Raw genomic sequence first — 25,595 nt, 5'->3', positions numbered from 1 at the left:
TCACGAGCCCGCTACCGCGGTCCGCGGGCGCTTGCTGCCGCTCTGGACCTGACCGAGCGCGGCTTGCGGTGTGACGCCCGACAGCACCAGCTTTTCATGCGCCGCGATGATGGCGTCGCGGGTCAGGCGGCCGCCGGGGCGGTACCAGGTGCAAAGTCCCGTCAGCAGCGCGATGATGGCGAAGGTCGCGACCTGGATATCGACGACCTCGAACACACCCTCCGAGACCCCGTCGGTGAGGATCTGCGCCAGCCGCTGCTCGTAGGCGCCGCGCAACGCCACCACGACGTCGTAGTTCTTGGCCTCGAGGCTGCGCAGTTCGGAATTGGCGATGAAGACCTCGCGCTTGCGGGTCATGTGATAGCTGACGTGGAAGGCGACGAAGGCGCGCAGCTTCTCGACCGGATCGGCCTTGCCCTCCAGTGCGAGATCGAGCTCGCGCAGCAAATCGTTGATATGCTCCTGCACCAGATCGAACAGCAGGTCCTGCTTGGTTGAGATATGGTTGTAAAGTGAGCCCGCCTGGATGCCGACTTCGGCGGCGAGCTGGCGCAGGCTCATCGCCTCGTAGCCGCGTTCGAAGATCAGGCGCACGCCGGCCTTGCGGATCGCCTCCAGCGTCGTGGGGCCATGTGAGCCGATCGTGCGTGCCATCAGGGCCTCGGAAGGATGTTGGCTTGCAAGGGAGTGCCGGAAACAAGCAAACGACCGTATGTATATTGCATGAAATCCCAGTGAATTCAACGAACTGCGGATTTCATGCGCGAACAATAGCACAGTCGCTTGCGAAGCCAAGAAAAAAACGTATGATCGTTTAATTGCAAGATGAATCTCATGGGAGGGATCATGGCCTCGAACCGGGCGGCAATCTTCAATTTCGACCTTGGCGAGACCGCAGATGCGATCCGCGAGACGGTGCACGATTTCTCGACCAACGAGATCGCGCCGCGCGCCGCCGAGATCGATCGCTCCAACACCTTTCCGCGCGACCTCTGGCCCAAGATCGGCGCACTCGGCCTGCACGGCATCACCGTCGAGGAGGAGTATGGCGGGTCGGGCCTCGGCTATCTCGAGCACTGCATCGCGGTCGAGGAGATCTCGCGCGCTTCGGCTTCGGTCGGGTTGGCTTACGGCGCGCATTCCAACCTCTGCGTCAATCAGATCCGCCGCAACGGCAACGAGGCGCAGAAGCGCAAATATCTGCCCAAGCTGATCTCCGGCGAGCATGTCGGATCGCTGGCGATGTCGGAGCCCTCCGCCGGCTCCGACGTGGTCTCGATGAAGACCCGCGCCGAGAAGAAGGGCGACCGCTTCGTGCTCAACGGCAACAAGATGTGGATCACAAACGGTCCCCACGCCGAGACGCTGGTGGTCTATGCCAGGACCGATGCCAATGCCGGCCCGCGCGGCATCACCGCCTTCATCATCGAAAAGGGCATGAAGGGATTCTCCACCGCGCAGAAGCTCGACAAGCTCGGCATGCGCGGCTCCGACACCTGCGAGCTGGTGTTCGAGGATTGCGAGGTGCCGGAGGAGAACGTGCTCTCCGAGGTCGGCCGCGGCGTCAACGTGCTGATGAGCGGCCTCGACTATGAGCGTGCGGTGCTGGCGGCGGGGCCGATCGGTATCATGCAGGCCTGCATGGACGTCGTGCTGCCTTACGTCCACGAGCGCAAGCAGTTCGGCGAGCCGATCGGCTCGTTCCAGCTGGTGCAGGGCAAGATCGCCGACATGTACACCACGATGAACGCCTCGCGCGCCTATGTTTACGCGGTGGCGAAGGCCTGCGACCGCGGCGAGACCACGCGCGAGGACGCCGCCGGCGCCATCCTCTACGCCGCCGAGAAGGCCACCCAATGCGCGCTGGATGCGATCCAGCTCTTGGGCGGCAACGGCTACATCAACGACTATCCGACCGGGCGGCTGCTGCGCGATGCAAAACTCTACGAGATCGGCGCCGGCACCAGCGAGATCCGCCGCATGCTGATCGGCCGCGAGCTGTTCGCGAAGACGGCCTGAGCTGCGCGCCGCCGTCGCACCTCTGGCGCGGCGGCCCGTTTTCCTTCCCTAAATCCTGTCGGCTCCTCCAAACGAAACGTGCAACACCGATGCCGCTTCATTCGACGATCGATCCCACTTCCTCTGAATTCGCCCGCAATGCCGATGTGATGCGCAGCCTGGTCGCGGAGCTTCGCGACAAGCTCAAGCAGGTCGCCGGCGGCGGCGGCGAGACCTCGCGCAAGCGGCACACTTCGCGCGGCAAGATGCTGGCGCGCGATCGCGTCGATCTGCTGGTCGATCCCGGCACCGCGTTCCTCGAATTATCGCCACTCGCCGCCAACGGGCTCTACGGCGGCGACGTGCATTCGGCGAGCGTCATCACCGGCGTCGGACGCATCTCGGGGCGCGAATGCATCATCGTCGCCAATGATGCCACCATCAAGGGCGGCACCTACTACCCGCTGACGGTGAAGAAGCACCTGCGCGCCCAGGACATCGCGCGGCAGAACAATCTGCCCTGCGTCTACATGGTGGATTCCGGCGGCGCCTTCCTGCCGCTGCAGGACGAGATCTTTCCCGACGAGCGGCATTTCGGCCGCATCTTCTACAATCAGGCGCAGATGTCGTCGCAAGGCATCCCGCAGATCGCGATCGTGATGGGCTCCTGCACGGCGGGCGGCGCCTATGTGCCGGCGATGTCCGACGAGAGCATCATCGTGCGAAATCAAGGCACGATCTTCCTCGGCGGACCGCCGCTGGTGAAGGCTGCGACCGGCGAGGTCGTCACCGCCGAAGAGCTCGGCGGCGCCGACGTCCACTCCCGGCAGTCGGGCGTGACCGATCACTACGCGCAGAACGATGCGCATGCGATCGGGATCGCGCGGCGCATCGTCGGCACGCTGAAGCAGCCGGCTAAGGCACCGCTCAACATGCGCGCGCCGCAGGAGCCGCTGTTTCCCGCCGAGGAGATCTACGGCGTGGTCTCCGCCGACGGCCGCAAGCCGTTCGACGTGCACGACATCATCGCGCGGATCGTCGACGGATCCGAATTCGACGAATTCAAGAAGCTTTACGGCACCACGCTGATCTGCGGCTTCGCCCATATCTGGGGCTATCCGGTCGGCATCATCGCCAACAACGGCATCCTGTTCAGCGAGAGCTCGCTGAAGGGCGCGCATTTCATTGAGCTGTGCTGCCAGCGCGGCATTCCCCTGGTGTTCCTGCAGAACATCACCGGCTTCATGGTCGGCAAGAAGTACGAGGCCGGCGGCATCGCGCGCGACGGCGCCAAGCTGGTGACCGCGGTTGCGACCGCCGGCGTGCCGAAATTCACCGTCGTGATCGGCGGCTCCTACGGCGCCGGCAATTACGGCATGTGCGGCCGCGCCTACAGCCCGCGCTTCCTCTGGCTGTGGCCGAACGCCCGCATCTCGGTGATGGGCGGCGAGCAGGCCTCGATGGTGCTGAGCCAGGTGCGGCGCGACGGCATCGAGGCCAAGGGCGAGAGCTGGTCGGCGGAAGAGGAGGACAAATTCCGCGAGCCGATCCGCGCGCAATACGAGAAGCAGGGCAATCCCTATTACGCCACAGCGCGGCTCTGGGACGACGGCGTGATCGATCCCGCCGACACCCGCTTGGTGCTCGGGCTCGGCCTGTCGGCTGCGGCCAATGCGCCGATCGAGCCGACGAAGTTCGGCCTGTTCCGGATGTGACCCAGGATCTGACCATGGACCGCACAAAACTCTACCGGCGTTTCCGCACGCTTCTGATCGCCAACCGCGGCGAGATCGCCTGCCGCGTCATCCGCTCGGCGCGCGCGATGGGGCTGCGCACTGTTGCGGTCTATTCCGAGGCCGACCGCGACGCGATGCATGTCGCGCTCGCCGACGAGGCGGTGCTGCTCGGGCCCGCACGAGCGCGCGATAGCTATCTCAACATCGAGCGCGTGATCGCGGCCGCCAAGCAGACCGGCGCCGAGGCGGTGCATCCCGGCTACGGTTTCCTGTCTGAAAATGCCGAGTTCGCGCAGGCCTGTCTCGATGCCGGCCTGGTGTTCGTCGGCCCGACCGCGGCGATGATGACCGCGATGGGCTCGAAATCCGGATCGAAAGCGCTGATGGAGAGGGCCGGCGTGCCGCTGGTGCCCGGCTATCACGGCGAGGCGCAAGACGAGACGATCCTGGCGGAGGCCGCCAACCGGATCGGCTTCCCGGTGCTGGTCAAGGCGTCGGCCGGCGGCGGCGGTCGCGGCATGCGCGTGGTCAATTCTGCGGGCGAGCTGTCGGCCGCGATCACCAGCGCGAAGCGCGAGGCCAAAGCGGCGTTCGGCGACGACCGCATGCTGATCGAGAAGTACGTGCAGAACCCGCGCCATATCGAGGTGCAGATCATCGGCGACAGCCACGGCAATCTGCTCTCGTTGTGGGAGCGCGAATGTACGCTGCAGCGCCGGCACCAGAAGGTGATCGAGGAGGCGCCGTCGCCGACGCTGAACGCAGCGCAGCGCGAGACGGTCTGCGAGGCCGCCCGCAAGGCGGCCGGCGCGGTCAATTATGTCGGCGCGGGCACGATCGAGTTCGTCTCCGACGGCAAGGATGTGTTCTTCATCGAGATGAACACGCGCCTGCAGGTCGAGCATCCCGTCACCGAGCTGGTCACCGGCGTCGATCTCGTCGAGTGGCAGCTGCGCGTCGCGTTCGGCGAAGCGCTGCCGCTGAAGCAGGACGAGATCAGGCTGAACGGACACGCCATCGAGGCCCGCGTCTACGCCGAAAATCCGCAGAAGAACTTCATGCCTTCGGTCGGCCGCATCAAGACCTGGCGGACGCCGCCGGAAGGCGACGGCCTGCGCATCGATAGCGGTTATCGCAGCGGCGATAACGTCTCGCCGTACTACGACGCGATGCTTGCCAAGGTGATCGCCTGGGCGCCGACGCGCCAAGGCGCGATCGAGAAGCTCAATCGCGGACTGCAGGAGACCGATATCCGCGGCATCGTCACCAACATCCCGTTCCTGTCGGCGCTGGTGACGCATCCGGACACCAGGGCCAATGCGATCGATACCGGCTTCATCGAGCGCGAGCTGAAGAACCTGACTTCAGGCACCGGCGCGGCCGGCGAGTTCGAGCTGTGCGCGGCGGTGGCTGCGATCGTCAACGACGAGCAGAAAGCGGCGCGCCGCGAGGCGAACTCGCCCTGGCAGGCCTTCGGCTGGATGCCGGTCGGCCGCCGCCAGCGGGTGTTCTCGTTGCGGCAAGGCCATGAGCCCGCCCACACCATCACGCTGCACTATGGCAACGGACCGTCGACGCTCTCGATCGGCGGGCGCGAGCTCGCCTTTGCTATCTCGTCACCCGGCGTTGATGGCTTCGACCTGACGCTCGACGGCCTCAAGTCGCGCGTCGCCTCGGTCATCGAGGGCCACGAGCTCTACTTGCGCACCCGCAACGGCCGTTTCGACCTGCACTGGGTCGATCCGTTCGGCGGCGAGAGCGAGGAGCAGGTCGGCGAGGACAAGATCGTGGCGCCTTTGCCGGGTACCGTGGTCGCGCTGCTGGCCGAGGAGGGCGCGACGCTGGAGAAGGGCGCGCCGATCCTCACGCTCGAAGTGATGAAGATGGAGCAGACCCTGCGCGCGCCCTATGCCGGCGTGCTGAAGAAGCTCAAATGCAAGGTCGGCGACATCGTCGGCGAGGGCGTCGAGCTTGCCGAAGTGGAGCCTACGGCCGCGCCATGAGCGATCAGATCCATATCGTCGAGATGGGGCCGCGCGACGGCCTGCAGAACGAGAAGACGCCGGTCAGCGTCGAGGCGCGTATCGCCTTCGTCGAGGCGCTGGTGGCGGCCGGGCTTAACACCGTCGAGGTCGGTGCCTTCGTGTCGCCCAAGGCGATCCCGCAGATGGCAAGCTCCGACCAGGTGCTGCGCGGCGTCAGCCAAATCAAGGACAGGGTCAAGGGCGCCGAATTCCACGTGCTGGTGCCGAACGAGAAGGGCTATGACGCCGCGCGCGCGGCCGGCGCCCAGGTCGTCTCGGTGTTCGCCGCGGCCTCCGAAGGGTTCTCGCGCGCCAACATCAATTGCTCGATCGCGGAATCGATCGAGCGCTTCAAGCCGGTGCTGGCGCGCGCCAAGGCCGATGGCGTCAAGGTGCGCGGCTATGTCTCCTGCGTGCTCGGCTGTCCGTTCGACGGCGAGATCAAGCCGAAGGCCGTTGCCGATCTCGCGATGACCCTTTGGGATCTCGGCTGCTACGAAATCTCGCTCGGCGACACTATCGGCGTCGGCACGCCGCTCAAGGCCAAGGAGATGCTGCGCGCGGTTGGCGCCGAGCTACCGGTCGCCAACCTCGCGATGCACTTCCACGACACCTATGGCCAGGCGCTCGCCAATCTCTATGCCGGCATGGAGGAGGGCGTGCGCGTGATCGATTCCGCCGCTGGCGGCCTCGGCGGCTGCCCCTATGCGCCCGGCGCCACCGGCAACGTCGCGACCGAGGATGTCGTCTACATGCTCGAGGGCATGGGCGTGAAAACCGGTGTCGACATGGAGAAGCTGCTGGCCGCGACGAACGAGGTCGCCGGTTTGCTCGGCCGTCCGCCGGTCAGCCGCGTCGCCTCCGCACTGAACGCGAAACGAAAGCGCCTCAGCGGGGCGTAGTTCCCCGCCGCACGGGTTCCAGGAACCGCAAGCTGGAACCCGTTTTGCAGCGCTCATCGGCTGGGTCAAAACCCCCCGAAAGCGTTCATGGCTTGGTGACTCAAACATGTTGATGTGACGGGGCTCGCAATTGCTCCAGGTGCGTCTCGCCATGTCCGGACAGGTGTCAGCTTCCCGCGGCCGAACGTTTTTGGCCGGAAAGATCGTCTTCAATTTCGGTCGGTCGGCCTTCGATTGCACAGTCCGGCAGCTCACCGATACCGGAGCGACCGTGGAACTCGAGAGTGTCGTCGGCATTCCCGACCAGGTCCAACTGCTGATCGTCGGCACCAATCAGGTGAGGCCATGCAAGCGGCTGTGGCAATCGGACCGCCAGCTCGGCCTGGTGTTTGAGGCGCAGCAGGCGAGCGCTGCGGCTCCCGCGCCTGCTGCTGCCGTGTCTGCCGCTCCTGCGCCCGCCACGATTCCGGAGCGGCGCAGCGGCGAAATTCTGCGCGGGCACATGCTGGCGCTGCGCTCAGCGCTCGATCAGATCCCGGTCGGCATCCTGCTTCTGGACGCGGAGCTGAAAGCCCTGTTCATCAACCGCGCGTTCCGGAACATGTGGCAGCTTCCGGACGCGGTGGCCGACCGCAACCCCAGCTTCACCGATCTGATGCATCACGGCTGCAAGACCATGGCCTATGAGCTGCCGGCTGAGCAGCTCCAAGCCTACGTTGCCGAACGCGTCCGCCTCGTGAGCGTCGGCGACGCAAATCCGATCGATCTCAGGCGCAGCAATGGCGATGTGGTTCGTTGCCAGTGCACGCCGCTGCCCGACGGCGGCCGGATGGTGAGCTACACGCCGGTGACCGACATCGTGCGCGCATCGGACAAGTTGAAGGTGCTGACCGGCGCGCTCGAGAACGTGGAGGACGGCGTCGTCCTGCTTGATCGCGATCTCAATGCGATTTTCCTCAATCGGAGAATGCGGGAATTCTGGGAGGTGAGCGAGGAGGAGGTGGCGCAGCATCCGGCATACATCACGCTTATCACGCGCAATCGTCGGGCAGTCCCGACCGGCTCGACCCCGGAGCAGATCAGAGCCTTTCCGGCGAAGCGGATCGCGGAGATCAAGGCGGGCGATCACAAGCGCGACGTCCAGACGCCGGATGGCCGCAACATCAGAATCCATTGCTCGACGATGGCGAACGGCGGCCGGATGCTGACCTTTGTCGACGTCACCGATCTTGTCGGTAACGCGCGACAGCTCGAGGTGCTCGCGACCACCGATGCGCTCACCGGACTGTTCAACCGCAGGCACTTCCTGACGACGCTGGATGCAGAGTGGAGCCGGTTCAAGCGCTACTATCGCTCCGTCTCCGTTCTGATGGTCGATATCGACTACTTCAAGAGCATCAATGACCGCTTCGGTCATGCGGCCGGTGACGAGGCCATCAAGGCCGTCGCCGAGATTTGCACGCGCGGCAAGCGCAAGTCCGACGTCGTCGGCCGCGTCGGAGGCGAGGAGTTCGCGGTTCTGCTGCCGGAGACGACATTGTCGCGCGCCCGGACCGTCGCCGAGCGCATTCGCAGGAGGGCGGAAGGGTTGGCGTTGCGGGCCGATGATCGCCAGGTGCGATTGACGGTGAGCATCGGCGTTGCCGAGGCCCTCACCAGCATGCCGGGGATAGAGGCGCTGATGAAGGCCGCCGATGCCGCGCTCTACCAGGCCAAGGAGCACGGCCGGAATCGTGTCGAGTGCTGGGCGCTTCCGGCGCCGTCGAAGTTGGCGGCTGAGTAGCCATCGTCATTCCGGGGCGTGCGAAGCACGAGCCCGGAATCCATTGTGCCACATTAATGGTGGTGGAATGGATTCCGGCTCTCGCTTCGCGAGCCCCCAAGAGTGCAATTGCGCACCCGGGAATGACGGTTGGATGAAGGCGCGGCCCCATACATCTGAGTTGCCCGACGGCGCAAGGCCCCGCCCAAAAATATTTCGCCTTATCAGAAATGCAACTCAGTGTATGGTTCGTCCGTCTCACCCGATCGAGGGGCGCTTTGCGGTCGTCACGGACGTGGGTCGAGATGCGGTGGACGCGGATTGCGCAACTGACGAGTGCGCCTGAAGCGCACGGTGAAGTCGTGTGGTCCTGACGCCCTAGCGGCAGGTGTCCTCGCGCAAGATGCAACGCGTGTTGCGAAGGCGGTGACAAACAAGCCCAGTCTCGCCGGGGAGAGCACGAAGTAAGCCGTAACCCATCGCGCAGGGAAAGCCGGATTGCTCCGGTTACACCTGTGGTCCTACCCCCGAGCTTTCTACCTTTTGCTCGGGGCCCATGGGTGCGATTGGCACCCGGCTTTCCCTGCGCCCTCTGTTCAAATGAGGGTGGCAATGCAATGCACAACTCGGGCGAGTTTCGTCGCGGGGCGGCAACTCCACGGCTATTCGGTCAGATACGTGTCAGGTTCCCATAAGGACCGATAATACATGGTTGCCCGGGAGCCACGATTGTTGCGTCATCGCAACAGTTACTGGACATTTAACCCTAAACACAGCCGGTCCGTAGTCGCGCCGCTTTTTGGCCACACCCTGACATGAAAGGATATTCACCTAGCTGAATAGCCAGCGCTCGCGACAACGGGACTTTTGATCGGTTCCGGCGTTGTTGGAGGAAAGAGCGCCGGGAACAGGGTCGCGATGGACGTCAAGACGAACATCAAGGGCAGGCTGCCGAGCCGTCACGTGACGGAGGGGCCCCAGCGCGCGCCGCATCGTTCCTATCTCTACGCGATGGGGCTGACGACAACCCAGATTCATCAACCCTTTGTCGGCGTTGCTTCATGTTGGAATGAAGCTGCTCCCTGCAACATTTCGCTGATGCGCCAGGCGCAGGCGGTGAAGAAGGGCGTGGCTTCGGCCGGCGGCACGCCGCGCGAGTTCTGCACCATCACCGTCACCGACGGCATCGCAATGGGCCATGACGGCATGCGCTCGTCGCTGCCGTCGCGCGAATGCATCGCCGATTCGGTCGAGCTCACCGTCCGCGGCCATTCCTACGATGCGCTGGTCGGGCTGGCCGGCTGCGACAAGTCGCTGCCGGGCATGATGATGGCGATGGTCCGTCTCAACGTGCCGTCGATCTTCATCTATGGCGGCTCGATCCTGCCCGGTAACTTCCGCGGGCAGCCGGTGACCGTGCAGGACATGTTCGAGGCGGTCGGCAAGCACTCGGTCGGCGCCATGTCGGACGAGGACCTCGACGAGATCGAGCGGGTGGCGTGCCCCTCGGCCGGTGCCTGCGGCGCCCAGTTCACCGCCAACACCATGGCGACCGTTTCCGAGGCGATTGGCCTCGCGCTCCCGTATTCGGCCGGGGCCCCGGCGCCTTACGAGATCCGCGACGCCTTCTGCGCTGCCGCTGGCGAGAAGGTGATGGAGCTGATCGAGAAAAACATCCGCCCCCGCGACATCGTCACCCGGGAAGCCCTTGAAAATGCTGCGGCCGTGGTTGCAGCCTCAGGTGGTTCAACCAATGCTGCGCTGCACTTGCCGGCGATCGCCCATGAGTGCGGCATCAAGTTCAATCTGTTCGACGTTGCCGAAATCTTCAAAAAGACTCCTTACGTCGCGGATTTGAAGCCGGGCGGCCGTTATGTTGCCAAAGACATGTTTGAAGTTGGCGGCATTCCGCTGCTGATGAAAACGCTGCTCGATAATGGCCACCTGAACGGGAATTGCCTGACCGTCACTGGCCGAACGATCGCCGAAAACCTCAAAAGCGTGAAATGGAATCCGCACCAGGACGTGGTGCGGTCCGCCGACAATCCGATCACCGTGACAGGTGGCGTTGTCGGGCTGAAGGGTAATCTCGCTCCGGAGGGTGCGATCGTGAAGGTCGCGGGAATGTCCAACCTGAGGTTTACCGGTCCGGCCCGGTGCTTCGACCGCGAGGAAGACGCCTTCGAGGCGGTGCAGAAGCGCACCTACAAGGAAGGCGAGGTTATTGTGATCCGCTACGAGGGGCCGAAGGGCGGTCCCGGGATGCGGGAGATGCTGGCGACCACGGCGGCGCTGACCGGGCAGGGGATGGGCGGCAAGATTGCCCTGATCACCGATGGCCGGTTCTCCGGCGCCACCCGTGGCTTCTGCATCGGACATATTGGACCCGAAGCGGCCGTCGGCGGGCCGATCGGGTTATTGCAGGACGGCGACATCATCGAGATCGATGCGGTCGCCGGCACACTTGACGTAAAATTGAGCGACGCCGAGCTCGCAAACCGTAAGACCAAATGGGTCCCTCGGGCGACTAACCACACATCTGGTGCGCTGTGGAAGTACGCCGAGCAAGTGGGGCCGGCGGTGGATGGCGCAGTCACCCATCCGGGTGGCGCGTACGAGAAACAGTGTTATGCGGACGTTTAAGCGTGCGATATTTGCGTTTGCGTTAGGGGCCATTCCGGTGGCGGGCCCCGGATTCGGATTCGACGGCGCCCCGGTCAGCCCCCAGGATACCGTGCTTCCGGTGGTCGCTCCGCAGCCCGGCTCAGCCGCTGCGCTGAAGCGGGCCACGACGCCGGTTGCCCCTGCGGCGACCGCGCCGACCTCTTCCTTCAGCACGCTGCAGTACCAGGCCGAGGGCGGTCACCCCGTGGCGCAGTGGAAGCTCGGCAAGATGTACGCCGAGGGCGACGGCGTCATCCAGGACGACATGCGCGCCTTCGAGTATTTCAGCCGGATCGCCAATGCGCATGCCGAGGATTCGCCCTCGGCGCCGCAGGCCTCGATCGTGGCCAACGCCTTCGTGGCGCTCGGCCGCTACTATCTGAGCGGCATTCCCAATTCCAAGGTCAAGGCGGACACCGAACGGGCGCGGGAGATGTTCTCCTATGCTGCGTCCTATTTCGGCAATGCCGACGCCCAGTACGACCTGGCCCGGCTGTATCTGAAGACGCCGGACGCCTCGCGGGACGATTTCCGCTATGGCGCGCGCTGGCTCGGGCTCGCCGCCCAGAAGGGCCAGCATCAGGCGCAGGCGCTGCTTGGCCAGATGCTGTTCAACGGCGACCGGTTGCCGCCGCAGCGGGCCCGCGGCCTGATGTGGCTGACCCTGGCGCGCGACAGCGCCACGCCGGAAGAGGCCTGGATCAAGGAAAGCTACAACCGGGCGATCGCCAAGGCGTCCGAAGACGACCGCGCGATGGCGCTGCAGATGCTCGAGCACTGGGTGCAAGGCCGCCGGGATTAGAGGCCGCCGGGACTGATATCCGCTGCGGTCGGCAGTCGCTTGGCTGGCAGGCTCAGGCGGTCTCGAAATCGAGATCGGCCCAGACCGGGACATGGTCGGACGGCTTTTCCCAGGCGCGGACATAGCTGTCGATCCCGACATCGATCAGCCGGTCGCTCGCCTGCGGCGACATCAGGAGATGGTCGATCCGCAGGCCCCAGTTCTTCTGCCAGGCGCCGGCCTGGTAATCCCAGAAGGTGTACTGGCCGGGCTCGTCATTGACCGCCCGCAGCGCGTCGGTCAGGCCGAGGCCGAGCAGCGACTGGAAGGCTTCGCGGGTCGCCGGGCGGAACAGGGCATCATCGGCCCAGGCGGCCGGATTGTAGACGTCGCGGGCCGCCGGAATGACGTTGAAGTCGCCGGCCAGGATCAGCGGCTCCTCGGCCTTAAGCCGTTCCCGCGTGTACTCAAGAAGCCGCGACATCCATTTGAGCTTGTACGGATATTTGTCGGTGTTCGCGGGGTTGCCGTTGGGCAGATAAAGGCACGCGACCCGCACCACGCCCTGTTTCAGCGTGACGACGCCTTCGAGGAAGCGGGCGTGGGCGTCCTCGTCGTCGCCGGCAAGGCCCGACTTGGTCTCGTCGAACGGCAGCTTGGAGAGCAGCGCGACGCCGTTGAAAGTCTTCTGGCCGTGGGTGACGACATTATATCCGAGCGCCTCGACCTCGAGCCGCGGAAACGCGTCGTCGACGCATTTGATCTCCTGCAGGCAGACGATGTCGGGAGAACACTCCTTCAGCCAGGCGACCAGAAGTTCGATCCGTTGTCGGACCGAATTGACGTTCCACGTAGCGATGCGCATGCAAATGCCCGGATTGAAGCCGCAGGATTCTACTTGGGTGGCATACCATGGGCGGTCCGCCTGTGCTAACCCTCCTCAGAAACAAGGCGTAACAATTGCCGATGGGGGAGTTGCGACGCGTCCCGGCCTCCGAGGCAGGCGGGCGGCGCACGTGCAAGACTTATGAAAAAACGGAATTTGGTTCTGACTGTCGCTGTTCTCGGCATTGCGGCCGGGGCGGCTTACATGACCCGCGCTTCATGGATGGGGGGCGGTGCCGCCACCGCGCAGGGGACGGCGCGGCCGCGCGTGGTTTCGGTGGACCTCGCCAAGGCCGAACGCAGATCAGTCCCGGTCGATGTCGACGCCATCGGACAGGTCACGCCGATCTCCAGCGTGGCGCTGAAGTCGCGGCTGGAGACCACCATCGTCTCGGTGCATTTCGAGGACGGCGCCAAGGTCAATGAGGGCGACCTGCTGTTCATGCTCGACGCGCGGCAGATCGACGCCCAGATTGAGCAGGCCGAGGGCGTCCTGGCTCGCGACCAGGCCCAGCTCGAGGGCGCGCAGCGCGACCTCCGCCGCTATACCGAGCTGGTCGGCAAGGGCGCGACCACGCAAGTCAATCTCGACAACGCCAAGACCCAGTCCGACGTCCTGATCGGCACCATCAAGGCCGACCAGTTCGCGCTGGAGAACCTCCGCGTCCAGAAAAGCTACACCGTCATCCGCGCGCCGTTCGCGGGCCGGATCAGCGCCGCCAACGTCAAGGTCGGGAACTTCGTCCGCCCCGCCGACACCCAGCCGCTCGCGGTCATCAACCAGATGGCGCCGGTCTATGTCACCTTCGCCATTCCGCAGCGTGCGCTGGTCGATCTGCGCGACGCCATGGGGAAGGACGATCCCAAGGTGATCGCGACCATTCCCGGCCATCAACGCTCCGAGAGCGGCAAGGTCGCGATGGTCGAGAACGCCGTCGATGCGACCACCGGCATGGTCACGGTGCGCGGCATCATGAACAATGCGAACGAAACGCTGTGGCCCGGCACCATCGTGCAGACCAAGCTCATCATCCGCAGCGAAGACGCGGTCGTGGTGCCGACGGTCGCAGTCCAGCGCAGCCAGAACGGCAATTTCGTCTTTGTCGTCCAGGACGGCGTCGCCAAGGTCCGGCCGGTCAAGGTCGATCGCACCTTCCAGGGCAGCTCGGTAATCTTGGACGGATTGGCGGGCGATGAAAGCATCGTCGTCGACGGCCAGCTGCTGCTGTCGGAGGGATCGCGGGTCGAGCTGCGGGCGCGCAAGGCCGGAGCCTGACCGATGACGCTCTCCGAGCTCTGCATCCGCCGCCCGGTCATGACGACGCTGATCACGGCGTCGATCATCGCATTCGGCGTGTTCGGCTTCCGCCTGCTGCCGGTCTCGGCGCTGCCCAAGGTGGATTTCCCGACCATCGCGGTCACCGCCACGCTGCCGGGCGCCAGCGCCGACACCATGGCCGCCTCGGTCGCCGGCATCATCGAGCGCCAGCTCTCGACCATTGCCGGCATCTCATCGATGAACTCGAACTCCTCGCAGGGTACGAGCGTCATCACCATCCAGTTCGACCTCAACCGCAACATCGATGCTGCTGCGCTCGACGTGCAGACGGCATTGACCATCGCGCAGCGCCGGCTGCCGATCGAGATGACGATCCCGCCGAGCTTTCGGAAGGTGAACCCGGCCGATTTTCCGGTGCTGTTCGTCTCGCTGGGGTCGGCGACGCTGCCGCTGTCGGCGGTCAACGAATATGGCGACATCACGATCGGGCAGGCGCTGTCGCAGCTGCCCGGCGTCGCCCAGGTCTTGATCTACGGCGCGCAGAAATTCGCGATCCGTGTCCAGGCCGATCCGGAGGCCGCGGCCGCCCGCAGCGTCTCGATGGAGGATATCCGCGCCGCAGTGTCGCGCGCCAATTCCTCGACCCCGGTCGGCACGCTGAACGGCCCCAAGCAGGACGTCGCGCTGCAGGCCTCCGGCCAGATGGACAAGGCAGCCGACTACCGCCAGATCTACGTCGCCTGGCGCAACGGCTCGCCGGTTCGCCTCGACGAGATCGCCAAGGTCTATGACAGTGTCGAGAACGACAAGATCGCGACCTGGATGAATGACGAGCGGGCGATCGTGCTTGCGATCCAGAAACAGCCCGACGCGAACACCGTCGCGGTGGTCGATGCCGTCCTCGCAAAACTGCCGTCGCTGCGCGCCGCGATCCCGCCCTCGGTGACCATGCAGGTCATGATGGACCGCTCGGTCTCGATCCGGCAGGCGGTCAGCGACGTCGAGGAGACCCTTCTGATCGCGATTGCGCTCGTGATCCTCGTGATCTTCCTGTTCCTGCGCTCCGCGTCGGCGACCTTCATTCCGGCGCTCGCGGTGCCGATCTCGCTGTTCGGCACCTGCGCTGCGATGTACGCGCTGGATTACTCGATCAACAACATGACGCTGCTGGCGCTGACGCTCTCGGTCGGCTTCGTGGTCGACGACGCCATCGTCATGCTGGAGAACATCGTCCGCCACATCGAGCACGGCATGAAGCCGTTCGAGGCGGCCCTGAAGGGCGCCCGCGAGATCGGCTTCACCATCATCTCGATCACCTTCTCGCTGATCGCGGTGTTCATCCCGGTGCTGCTGATGGGGGGCATCGTCGGCCGCGTGTTCCGCGAATTCGCGGTCACGATCTCGGTCGCGATCATCGTGTCCGGCTTCGTGTCGCTCACCCTGACGCCGATGCTGTGCGCCCGTGTGCTGCGCGCGCATGATGCGGCCAAGCGGCCGAACATCGTGCTGCGCGCGTTCGAGGCGATGTTTGAGGCCTGGCTGGGTGCCTATGAGTGGGCGCTGGACTGGGTGCTGGCCAAGAAGGCCCTCATGCTGGTGGTGACGCTGGCAACGCTCGGCGGCACCATCTATCTCTACATGATCGTGCCGAAGGGCTTTTTCCCGCAGGAGGACACCGGCTTCCTGATCGGCGTGACCGAGGCGGCGACCGACACCTCGTTCGAGGCGATGAAGGTGCGCCAGCAGGCGCTGGTCGAGGTGATGCGGACCGATCCGGCGGTCGACTACATCAATTCGACCGTCGGCTCCGGCGGTCCCAACCCGACCACCAATTACGGCCGCCTGTTCATCGCGCTGAAGCCGCAGAAGACCCGCGACAACGCCGCCGTCGTGATCGGGCGGCTGCGCCAGAAGGCGCGCGAGATCCCGGGCATGCAGGCGTTCTTCCAGAGCGTCCAGAACCTCAACATCGGCGGCCGCATCTCGAAAAGCCAGTATCAATATGTGATGCAGAGCGGCGACACCGAGTCGCTGTACCGGCTGGCGCCGGAGATGCGCGACAAGATCGAGAAGATCCCGGGCCTGCTCGACGTCACCACCGACCTCTATATCAAGAACCCGCAGATGACGGTCGACATCGACCGCGAGAAGGCGGCGGTCTACGGCGTCACCGTCGACCAGGTCCGTAACCAGCTCTACAACGCCTATGGTTCGCGGCAGGTCGGCACCATCTACATGCCGTCGAACGACTACCAGATCATTCTGGAGGTGCAGCCGCAGTTCCGCGTCGACCCGTCCGATCTCTCGAAGCTCTACATGAAGACCGCGAACGGCCAGACCATTCCGCTGGATGCGGTGGCGCGATTGGTGCCGACGGTCGGGCCGCTGCAGATCAACCACCAGGGCCAGCAGCCGGCGGTGACGATCTCGTTCAATCTCGCGCCCGGCAATTCACTCGGCTACGCGGTCGACAAGATCACCGAGCTCGAGCAGAACGCGAATTTGCCGCCGACGATTGCGACCGGCTTCTCCGGCACCGCGCAGGTGTTCCAGGATTCGCTGCGCGGGCAGGGTGTCCTGATCCTCGCCGCCGTGTTCGCGGCCTTCGTGATCCTCGGCATTCTCTATGAGAGCTTCATCCATCCGATCACGATCATCTCCGGCCTGCCGTCGGCCGGCATCGGCGCGATCCTGACGCTGATGCTGTTCGGGATGGAGCTGTCGGTGATTGCGATGATCGGCATCGTGATGCTGGTCGGCATCGTCAAGAAGAACGCGATCATGATGGTCGACTTCGCGCTGGAGCGCCGCCGCGTCGGCCTCAGCGCCGAGCACGCGATCCGCGAGGCCGCGCTGCTGCGCTTCCGCCCGATCATGATGACGACGTTCGCGGCGATCTTCGGCACGCTGCCGATTGCGCTCGGCGCGGGCGCCGGCGCCGAACTGCGTCAGCCGCTCGGCGTTGCGGTGGTCGGCGGCCTCTGCGTGTCGCAATTGCTGACGCTGTTCATCACGCCTGTGATCTACATCTATCTTGACCGCATCGACCGCAGGCTGCGCCGCAAGCTCGATCCGCAGGCGGAGGCGGGCGGCGATGTCGAGCGGCCGCAGGTGGTCGCGGCGGAATAGCACGATGTCCTTCCGCGATCCGGTTACCGGCCGGCGTAGGGACGTCGCATCAGGCGCGCTAGATCGAGAAGCTGGTGCCGCAGCCGCAGGAGGCGGTGGCGTTCGGATTGACGACGCGGAACGAGGCGCCGATCAGGTCGTCGACGAAGTCGACCTCCGAGCCCGCGAGGAACGGGACCGAGGCGGGATCGATCAGCACCACGGCGCTGTCGCGCTCGATCACGAGGTCGTCATCGGCCTGGGTGCGCTCGACGTCGAACTTGTACTGGAAACCGGAGCAGCCGCCGCCCTCGACCGAAATGCGCAGTTTGGCGCCGTCGCCTTCCTTGCTGAGGATCTGCCCGATCCGGCGGGCAGCCCGTTCGCTGACGGTGATGGCAGCAGTCATGGTCGGTCTCCGAAACCCAATCTGGGCGTGATCTGATCGGATCATGCCCGGCGTCATGCCCAATTCATTTGGTCAGCCGCCTCAGTCATAGTTAAGTGCGTCGGACCATGGAATCAAATGGATAAGGACTAAAATACCGTGTCGGTCGGAATGGCTGCCCCTCGCGCGCCTTATGCCTGCGACCCCGACCGCAGCCGCGGCCGGCTTGTCGTGGAGCCGCCGAGCCGGACCCGCAGCCCGTTCCGGCGGGACTGTGACCGGGTGATCCACTCCACCGCGTTCCGCCGCCTCAAGCACAAGACCCAGGTCTTCGTCTTCCATGAGGGCGATCACTACCGCACCAGGCTGACCCACTCGCTGGAGGTCGCGCAGATCGCCCGCGCGCTGGCGCGCCAGCTCGGGGTCGACGAGGATCTGACCGAGACGCTGGCGCTGGCGCACGACCTCGGCCATCCACCGTTCGGGCATGCCGGGGAGCGGGCGCTCGACGACTGCCTGAAGGATGACGGCGGCTTCGACCACAATGCGCAGGCACTGCGGGTCGTCACCTCGCTGGAGCATCGCTATCCTGAGTTCGGCGGGCTGAATCTGACCTGGGAATCGCTTGAGGGTATCGTTAAGCACAACGGCCCGCTGACCGAACGCAACGGCGCACCAAGCGGTCGCTACCTCGATAGCGGCATTCCGATCGGGATCGCCGATTACAACAAGACCTACGATCTCGAGCTCTGGAGCTACGCCTCGCTCGAGGCGCAGATCGCGGCCTTCGCCGACGACATCGCCTATGACGCGCACGATATCGACGACGGCCTGCGTGCGGGTCTGTTTGCGGTCGACGACCTCAAGGAGATGCCGCTGACATCAGAGATCATCGCAGAGATCGATCGCCATTATCCCGGGCTCGACGAGGTCCGGCGCGGCGCCGAACTGGTGCGTGAGCTGATCTCACATTTCATCAATGCGGTGTTCAACGAGGCGACGCGGCGGCTTGCGGTTGCGCAGCCGCAATCGGCCCAGGATGTGCGCCACCACAATGCGCCGCTGATCGCGTTTCCGCCTGAGGTGGCCGAGCAGGAGGCGGCGATCAAGGCGTTCCTGTTCCGGCGGATGTATCGCCACCGGCGGGTGATGCTTGTCATGCGGGAGGCTGAGCAGGTGGTGCGCAATCTCTATGAGCGTTACCGGCAATCGCCAGGCGACCTGCCGGCGGAATGGATCGAGGGGAGCGTGCAGGAGACCGGGAGCGCGCGGAACAGGCGGATCGGCAATTTCATTGCCGGGATGACCGACCGTTTCGCCCTGATCGAGCATCAAAGGCTTTTTGACTCGACCCCGGATTTGCGTTAGCGCCCTGCCATGGCCGACACCACTGCACCACCACACCTTTTTGCCGACATGCTGGCGCGCGTGCACGCGATCTGTGCCGCCGTCGCTGCCGAGGACAACTGGCCCGCGGGCATCGATCTGTCCCGCGTCGTGGTCGAGCCGCCGCGCGATGCCAGCCATGGCGACATGGCGACCAATGCCGCGATGGTGCTCGCCAAGGACGCCAAGGCCAAGCCGCGCGAGCTCGCCGACAAGATCGCCGAGCGGCTGCGCGCCGACGCGCTGGTGGCGTCCGTCGATGTCGCCGGGCCCGGCTTCATCAACCTGACCTTGAAGCCGCAGGTCTGGGCGGATGCGTTGCGCGCCGTGCTGGCGGCCGGCTCGGCCTATGGGCGCAGCGACATCGGCAAGGCCGAGAAGGTCAATGTCGAATATGTCTCGGCCAATCCGACCGGCCCGATGCATGTCGGCCATTGCCGCGGCGCCGTGTTCGGCGATGCGTTGTGCAGCCTGCTGCAATTCGCGGGCTTCGACGTCTGCCGCGAATACTACATCAACGACGCTGGCGCCCAGGTCGACGTGCTCGCGCGCTCGGCATTCCTGCGCTATCGCGAGGCGCTGGGTCAGGACATCGGCGCGATCCCGGAAGGGCTTTATCCTGGCGATTACCTCGTGCCGGTCGGTGAGGCGCTCGCCAAGGACTACGGCGAGAAGCTGCTCGACATGAGCGAAGCCGCGTGGCTGCCGATCGTGCGCGACAAGGCGATCGCCATGATGATGGAGATGATCAAGGGCGATCTCGCCGCGCTCAACATCCATCACGATGTGTTCTTCTCCGAGCGCTCGCTGATCACATCAGGCAACAACAAGGTCGCCGAGACCATCGATTTCCTGCGTGCCAAGGGCGATATTTATGAGGGCCGCCTGCCGCCGCCGAAAGGCAAGCCGGTCGAGGATTATGAGGACCGCGAGCAGTCGCTGTTCCGCGCCACAGCCTATGGCGACGACGTCGATCGTCCGCTGATCAAGTCGGATGGCTCGTACACTTATTTCGCGTCGGACATCGCCAACCACCGCAACAAGTTCGAGCGCGGCTTCACCAATCTGATCGACGTGTTCGGCGCCGATCACGGCGGCTACATCAAGCGGATGCAGGCGGCGGTGAAGGCGGTGACCGCGGGCAAAGCCTCGCTCGACGTCAAGATCGTGCAGCTCGTGAAGTTGTTGCGTGATGGCGAGCCGGTGAAGATGTCGAAACGCTCCGGCGAATTCGTCACGCTGCGCGAAGTGGTCGACGAGGTCGGCTCGGACGCGGTCCGGTTCATGATGCTGTTCCGCAAGAACGACGCGGTACTCGACTTCGACCTCGCCAAGGTGATCGAGCAGTCGAAGGACAACGCCGTCTTCTACGTCCAGTATGGTCACGCCCGCGGCCATTCGATCTTCCGCAATGCGCGGGAGGAGGCGGTTCCCGATCTCCCCGAGACCGACGAGGCCCGGCTGGTTTATCTGCGGAACGCTGCGGTCGAGCGGCTGACCGATCCGGCCGAGTTCGACCTGCTCAAGCGGCTTGCGCTTTATCCTCGGATGATCGAGGCTGCTGCGGTGGCACACGAGCCGCACCGAATCGCTTTTTATCTATATGATTTGGCCAGTGAATTTCATGCGCTGTGGACCAAGGGGCGCGATTTGCCCTATTTACGCTTCATTATCAATAATGATGCAGAGATCACGAGGGCGCGACTGGCAATGGTTCAGGGCGTCGTCTCGGTTCTGGCATCGGGCTTAGCTGTTCTAGGCGTCCACGCTCCGACCGAGATGCGGTAGGCAGGGGCATTAGGCCTTCACGAGTGGGGATTTGTGAGGGCATCTGGCAGGGGCCAACTCGTTCGGACCGGCTGTGCCGGCGATCTTGGCGCTGTCCCGAAGGGGATGCATCATCACGATGGCTGATCGATATCAGGACCGACTTTTTTCCACCGACGCGGCACCCAAGGCCGAGAGCGATCCGCTCGCCGAACTGGCCCGGCTGATCGGACAGACGGATCCATTCGGCTCCGCGAACAAGCCGCCGCCGCGTCCGCTGCAGTCACGCGCCAATGCGCGGCCGCAACACTATGATCCGCAGGCCGGGGACGAGGATGCGCCGCCCGCCGGCCCGCCGCCCTGGATGCAGCGCGCGCGGCAGGAGACTGTCGTTCCGCCGCCCGTGCAGCACACCGAGTACGAAGAGCCCGAACAGGACTACCAGCCGAAGCCGGTGCATCCGCTGCACCGCTATGCGGCCCAGCAAGCACAGCCGCCGGCGCCCGCACCGGTTGCAACCTATCGGCCGGTCGAGCCCCCCCGACAGCCCGAGGCCTTTGACGACGAGCCGCCCTATCAGAGCGGCGATCAGGACCATGATCCGTCGCGCTACGACGATGCGCTCTACGGTCAGCTGGAAGCCGGCGAACAGGATCTGCAGCGCGATCCATCCTATCCGGATGATCCCTACGCCTACGAGGCCGACGAAGAAGAGCCCGAACCGCGCCGGCGGAGCAGCGGCCTGATGACGGTCGCCGCAGTGCTGGCGCTTGGCGTGTTCGGCGTCGGTGGCGCGTACGCCTACCGGACCTATGTCGGCTCGCCCCGCACGGGCGAGCCACCGATCATCAAGGCCGACAACACGCCGACCAAGGTGATCCCGGCCCAGGCCGATGCGCCGGCCAAAACGCCGGACCGTATGGCGACGGGCGACGGCACCGAGAAGATCGTGTCGCGTGAAGAGACCCCGGTCGACGTCAATTCGAAGACCGCCGGACCGCGCGTCGTGTTTCCTGCGCTGAACGCCAATGCGAATCCGCCGCCGGTGGCCAGTGTGCAGACGGCGCAGCCCGCGCCGGCGCCGATCAGTGCGAACGGGACGCTGCCGAACAACGAGCCGCGCAAGATCCGCACGCTCGCGGTCAAGGGCGATTCGCCCGATGGCGCGCCGGCCGCGGCCGCCGCGCCGGCGGCCAAGCCTGCCGCCGCTGCGAAGCCTCCGGTGTCGCGCGGCAACCCGTCGGCCGCCAATGCGAGCGTGAACGCGCCAATGTCGCTGGCTCCCGGTCAGGCTGAAGCGGCCCCGGCCGCGCCTCCGACCCGGGTGGCGTCGACCACCACGGCCTCGGTTGGCGGCGGTGGATATCTGGTCCAGGTGTCGTCGCAGAAGAACGAGGCGGACGCGCAGTCGTCCTATCGGACGCTGCAGGGCAAGTATCGCAGCGTGCTCGGTTCGCAGCCTTTGGTGGTGAAACGCGTCGATCTCGGTGAGAAGGGCGTCTATTACCGCGCCTTTGCCGGCCCGTTCGCGTCGTCGGAAGAGGCGAACCAAGTGTGCCGGAGCCTGATGTCGGCCGGTGGGCCGCAGTGCCTCATCCAAAGAAATTAAAGGCCGTTTCCTTGACCAGTGAGCTGCATACGGCCTAATCGGCCGAATGGCGAACCGCGCATTCATCACGGGCGTATCCGGGCTGATCCTCAACGACGCTGAACGCGAATTCATTCGCGCGGAGCGGCCATGGGGCTTCATCCTGTTCAAGCGCAACATCGAGAGTCCTGCTCAAGTGCTGGCTCTTGTTGAGGAACTCAGGTCGGCGGCCGGCACGGCCGATGCGCCGGTCCTGATCGACCAGGAGGGCGGGCGGGTGCAGCGGCTCGGACCGCCGCATTGGCCGGTCTATCCACCCGGCGCGAGCTTCAGCTTGCTCTACGACATCGACCCGAAGCTCGGCCTGGCGGCGGCCCGGCTCAGTTCACGGCTGATTGCGGCCGACCTGATCGATCTTGGAATTACCGTCGATTGCCTTCCATTGGCCGACGTTCCGGTGGCCGGCGCAGATGCGGTGATCGGCAACCGGGCCTATGGAACCGAACCGGACAAGGTCGCGGCGATCGCCCGTGCGGTCACGGACGGGCTGGAACAAGGCGGCGTGCTGCCGGTTCTCAAGCATATTCCCGGCCATGGTCGCGCCACCGCGGACAGCCATTTCCGCCTTCCGACGGTCGATACCGCGAGAGCCGAGCTGGAACGGACCGATTTTGCCGCGTTCCGGCCGCTGGCGGGCCTGCCGATGGCGATGACTGCACATGTTGTGTTTAGCGCGCTGGACCCCGCCCATCCGGCGACGACTTCTGCGACAATCATCGAACAGGTGATTCGCGGCCTGATCGGGTTTCAGGGTTTGTTGATGAGTGATGACGTGTCGATGAATGCTCTGGCCGGATCAATCGCCGAGCGGACCCGCGCCATCGTCAGCGCCGGTTGCGACATGGTTCTGCACTGCAACGGCAACATCGACGAAATGCGCGAGGTCGCGCGGGAGACGCCGGAACTGGCCGGCAAGGCGCTTGAGCGGGCCAAGGCGACGCTCGCCGCGCGGAAGCAGCCTCAGCCGTTCGACCGGCAGGCGGCACGGGCTGAATTGGATGCGTTGTTGGATCGGGTAGGGACGGCATGACCGCTGAAATTCTATCGTTCGAGACCGGGCGGCCGGCCGACCTCGCCGAGGGCGAACCGGCGCTGGTGGTCGACGTCGAGGGCTATGAGGGCCCGCTCGACCTGCTGTTGACGCTGGCGCGGCAGCAGAAGGTCGACCTGTCGAAGATCTCGATCCTTGCGCTCGCCGACCAATATCTGTCGTTCATCGAGGCCGCGCGCAAAATCCGTCTCGAGCTCGCGGCTGATTATCTGGTGATGGCCGCGTGGCTTGCGTTCCTGAAGTCGCGGCTCTTGCTGCCCGAACCGCCGAGCGCCGAGGGGCCGAGCGCCGAGGAAATGGCGACCGCACTCGCCAACCGGCTGCGCCGTCTGGAAGCAATCCGCGAGGCGGCCAACCGGCTGATGAACCGGCCGCAGTTCCAGCGCGATATCTTCCCGCGCGGCAATCCGGAATCGATCGCCGAGATCAAGCATCCGAAGTTCACCGCGACCCTGTACGACCTGCTGTCGGCCTATGCCACGCAGCGCGCGTCACGCGTGCTCACCTCGGTGCATCTGGCCAAGCGGACGGTGTGGTCGCTCGCCGAAGCGCGCGCCTCGCTGGAGCGGCTGGTCGGCCTTGCGGAGGATTGGAGCTGCCTCGACGAGTACCTGATGAACTACGTCGCCGATCCCAAGCAGAGGGCGACGGTGTTCGCATCGAGCTTCGCTGCGGCCCTCGAACTGGTTCGCGAGGGCGAGATGGAAATCAACCAGAAGCAGGCGTTCGCGCCGATCTATTTCCGAAAGCGTCAAGCGCAGGCCGCAATGGCTGCGCCGGACCTGTCGGTTGAGTAAGTGGAAGAAGGAGAGCAAGCCCATGGCAAGCTTGGCGGAAGTGCGCAGAGACGAGCCCGAGGAGGAGGTTTCTCCTATGGATCATCCGGTAGCGCGTCCTGAGGAATTGCGGCTCCTTGAAGCCCTGTTGTTTGCATCGGCCGAGCCGATCGATCAGGCAACGCTGGCAAAGCGGATGCCCGACGGCGTCGATATCAAGGCGGCGCTCGCCCAGTTGCAGGCGGAATATGCGCCGCGCGGCGTCAACCTGGTTCGGGTCGCCAATAAGTGGACGTTCCGCACGGCAGGCGATCTGTCGTGGCTGATGACGCGCGAGAGCACCGAGACCCGGAAGCTGTCGCGTGCAGCGATCGAGGTGCTGTCGATCGTCGCCTATCACCAGCCGGTGACCCGTGCCGAGATCGAAGAGATTCGCGGCGTCGTCACGTCGAAGGGAACGATCGACGTGTTGCTGGAGACCGGCTGGATTCGTCCGCGCGGCCGCCGCAAGACGCCGGGCCGTCCGTTGACCTTCGGAACCACCGACGCCTTCCTGTCGCAGTTCAGCCTGGAAGCGCTCGGCGACCTGCCGGGGCTGGAGGAACTGAAGGGCACCGGTCTGCTCGACTCGCGCCTGCCGACCGGCTTTTCCGTTCCCTCGCCATCGGATGATGCGACGCTGCGCGAGGACGAGGAGCCGCTCGAGCCCGGCGATACGCTGGAACTGCTGCTCGCGCCGGCCGTCGAGCCGGAAGCCGAGGAACCGACGACCGAGGGCGAAGCGGTTGCCGACGTTGAGACTCCCGAAGTTGGGACTGCCGAGGTCGAAACGACAGCCGAGGCCGAAACCGAACTCGAAGCGGAAGTTGCCGCCGAGGTGGACGCGGCCGAACCTGACGCAACCGAACCCGACGCTGATGAGCCGGAAGCGCACATCGACCACGCGGGCGATGACGACGGCGCCGAGGAGAAGGGCGAATAGCCCGGAATATTCCCGGTTAAGCCTAGCAATATTACGTAGCCGCGACAGCGATTTGCCGCGGCCGAGGTCCTTGTTTTTGACACCCCGCGGGCCTAACTTCCGGCAAAGTTCAGGCCGGTCCGCCGGCCATTTCTGGAGGGTTGCAGGATGGGTTCGCTGAGCATTTGGCACTGGATCGTCGTGATCGCAGTGGTCCTGCTGCTGTTCGGACGCGGCAAGATTTCGGACCTGATGGGTGACGTCGCCCAAGGCATCAAGGCCTTCAAGAAGGGCATGCAGGACGACGACAAGGTCGCGGACAAGCCGGAGTCCACCAAGGCGATCGATCACAATGCGGCTCCGTCGGCCGCGCGCCAGGACGTCGGCAGCAAGGCCGTCTAACGCGCTTGTACTGACGCATATTTCGACGTTTTTCCTTGCGCGAAACGGTGACGCCGTCGCAGAGACGCGCTATGGAC

The 25,595-nt window shown here is 65.0% G+C and carries 19 protein-coding genes; 16 read left to right on the top strand and 3 right to left on the bottom strand.

What is annotated here, in order from left to right; genetic code table 11:
* On the bottom strand, positions 1-654 hold the full coding sequence (locus Q0030_RS04185) for a TetR/AcrR family transcriptional regulator (protein ID WP_298363375.1): 654 nt from the start codon (positions 652-654) through the stop codon (positions 1-3).
* A gap of 192 nt (positions 655-846) precedes the next feature.
* On the opposite strand from Q0030_RS04185, the gene Q0030_RS04180 reads away from it, so the two are divergent.
* The 7 genes from Q0030_RS04180 to Q0030_RS04150 all read left to right on the top strand — a co-directional run bounded on the left by Q0030_RS04180 (position 847) and on the right by Q0030_RS04150 (position 11,888).
* The gene (locus tag Q0030_RS04180; RefSeq protein ID WP_298363374.1) at positions 847-2,019 is read left to right on the top strand and encodes an isovaleryl-CoA dehydrogenase; all 1,173 of its coding nucleotides are present in this window, start codon (positions 847-849) and stop codon (positions 2,017-2,019) included.
* A gap of 89 nt (positions 2,020-2,108) precedes the next feature.
* Entirely contained in the window at positions 2,109-3,713 is a 1,605-nt protein-coding gene (locus tag Q0030_RS04175) for a carboxyl transferase domain-containing protein (RefSeq protein ID WP_298363373.1), read from the top strand.
* 14 nt (positions 3,714-3,727) lie between these two features.
* The gene (locus Q0030_RS04170) at positions 3,728-5,737 is read left to right on the top strand and encodes an acetyl/propionyl/methylcrotonyl-CoA carboxylase subunit alpha (RefSeq protein WP_298363371.1); all 2,010 of its coding nucleotides are present in this window, start codon (positions 3,728-3,730) and stop codon (positions 5,735-5,737) included.
* Complete coding sequence (locus Q0030_RS04165) at positions 5,734-6,660, top strand: hydroxymethylglutaryl-CoA lyase (RefSeq protein ID WP_298363370.1); 927 nt, start codon at positions 5,734-5,736, stop codon at positions 6,658-6,660. Before Q0030_RS04170 ends, Q0030_RS04165 begins: the two co-directional genes overlap by 4 nt.
* A 271-nt stretch (positions 6,661-6,931) precedes the next feature.
* A complete protein-coding gene (locus tag Q0030_RS04160; RefSeq protein WP_298363368.1) occupies positions 6,932-8,443 on the top strand; it encodes a sensor domain-containing diguanylate cyclase in 1,512 nt (503 codons plus the stop codon).
* 897 nt (positions 8,444-9,340) lie between these two features.
* Positions 9,341-11,065 (top strand): dihydroxy-acid dehydratase, encoded by a 1,725-nt coding sequence (ilvD, locus tag Q0030_RS04155; protein WP_298363366.1) that lies wholly within the window; start codon positions 9,341-9,343, stop codon positions 11,063-11,065.
* Positions 11,052-11,888, top strand: a complete 837-nt coding sequence (locus Q0030_RS04150) for a tetratricopeptide repeat protein (protein WP_298363365.1) — start codon at positions 11,052-11,054, stop codon at positions 11,886-11,888. The genes ilvD and Q0030_RS04150 overlap by 14 nt, the downstream gene beginning before the upstream one ends.
* Before the next feature lie 52 nt (positions 11,889-11,940).
* Here the strand turns inward: Q0030_RS04150 and xth are convergent, their stop codons facing one another.
* Positions 11,941-12,732 carry an exodeoxyribonuclease III gene (gene xth, locus Q0030_RS04145; RefSeq protein ID WP_176531192.1) on the bottom strand — a complete coding sequence of 264 codons (792 nt, stop codon included), beginning with the start codon at positions 12,730-12,732 and terminating at the stop codon, positions 11,941-11,943.
* 162 nt (positions 12,733-12,894) lie between these two features.
* On the opposite strand from xth, the gene Q0030_RS04140 reads away from it, so the two are divergent.
* Positions 12,895-14,028, top strand: a complete 1,134-nt coding sequence (locus Q0030_RS04140; RefSeq protein ID WP_298363362.1) for an efflux RND transporter periplasmic adaptor subunit — start codon at positions 12,895-12,897, stop codon at positions 14,026-14,028.
* A 3-nt stretch (positions 14,029-14,031) separates the two neighbouring features.
* Positions 14,032-17,160: an efflux RND transporter permease subunit gene (locus Q0030_RS04135; RefSeq protein ID WP_298363360.1), complete on the top strand. Its 3,129-nt coding sequence runs from the start codon at positions 14,032-14,034 to the stop codon at positions 17,158-17,160.
* A 58-nt stretch (positions 17,161-17,218) separates the two neighbouring features.
* On the opposite strand, the gene erpA is transcribed toward Q0030_RS04135, so the two are convergent.
* Positions 17,219-17,548 (bottom strand): iron-sulfur cluster insertion protein ErpA, encoded by a 330-nt coding sequence (gene erpA / locus Q0030_RS04130; RefSeq protein WP_021081206.1) that lies wholly within the window; start codon positions 17,546-17,548, stop codon positions 17,219-17,221.
* A gap of 138 nt (positions 17,549-17,686) precedes the next feature.
* Here erpA and Q0030_RS04125 point away from each other — a divergent pair, with 138 nt between their 5' ends.
* The 7 genes from Q0030_RS04125 to Q0030_RS04095 all read left to right on the top strand — a co-directional run bounded on the left by Q0030_RS04125 (position 17,687) and on the right by Q0030_RS04095 (position 25,518).
* On the top strand, positions 17,687-18,895 hold the full coding sequence (locus Q0030_RS04125; protein ID WP_298363357.1) for a deoxyguanosinetriphosphate triphosphohydrolase: 1,209 nt from the start codon (positions 17,687-17,689) through the stop codon (positions 18,893-18,895).
* A 9-nt stretch (positions 18,896-18,904) separates the two neighbouring features.
* Positions 18,905-20,701: an arginine--tRNA ligase gene (gene argS / locus Q0030_RS04120; RefSeq protein WP_298363355.1), complete on the top strand. Its 1,797-nt coding sequence runs from the start codon at positions 18,905-18,907 to the stop codon at positions 20,699-20,701.
* A gap of 118 nt (positions 20,702-20,819) precedes the next feature.
* On the top strand, positions 20,820-22,289 hold the full coding sequence (locus tag Q0030_RS04115; RefSeq protein WP_298363354.1) for an SPOR domain-containing protein: 1,470 nt from the start codon (positions 20,820-20,822) through the stop codon (positions 22,287-22,289).
* 46 nt (positions 22,290-22,335) lie between these two features.
* Positions 22,336-23,358 (top strand): beta-N-acetylhexosaminidase, encoded by a 1,023-nt coding sequence (gene nagZ, locus Q0030_RS04110; RefSeq protein ID WP_298363353.1) that lies wholly within the window; start codon positions 22,336-22,338, stop codon positions 23,356-23,358.
* Positions 23,355-24,176 (top strand): ScpA family protein, encoded by an 822-nt coding sequence (locus Q0030_RS04105; protein ID WP_244065650.1) that lies wholly within the window; start codon positions 23,355-23,357, stop codon positions 24,174-24,176. Before nagZ ends, Q0030_RS04105 begins: the two co-directional genes overlap by 4 nt.
* 22 nt (positions 24,177-24,198) lie before the next feature.
* Entirely contained in the window at positions 24,199-25,137 is a 939-nt protein-coding gene (gene scpB, locus Q0030_RS04100; RefSeq protein WP_298363349.1) for an SMC-Scp complex subunit ScpB, read from the top strand.
* A 147-nt stretch (positions 25,138-25,284) separates the two neighbouring features.
* Positions 25,285-25,518: a twin-arginine translocase TatA/TatE family subunit gene (locus Q0030_RS04095; RefSeq protein WP_050400528.1), complete on the top strand. Its 234-nt coding sequence runs from the start codon at positions 25,285-25,287 to the stop codon at positions 25,516-25,518.
* Positions 25,519-25,595 lie beyond the last annotated feature (77 nt).

Origin of the sequence: uncultured Bradyrhizobium sp. (genome assembly GCF_947648125.1) — a bacterium.
GTDB lineage: Bacteria > Pseudomonadota > Alphaproteobacteria > Rhizobiales > Xanthobacteraceae > Bradyrhizobium.
Note: the sequence above shows the minus strand (reverse complement) of the source record. Positions and strands in the feature narration are given on the sequence as shown.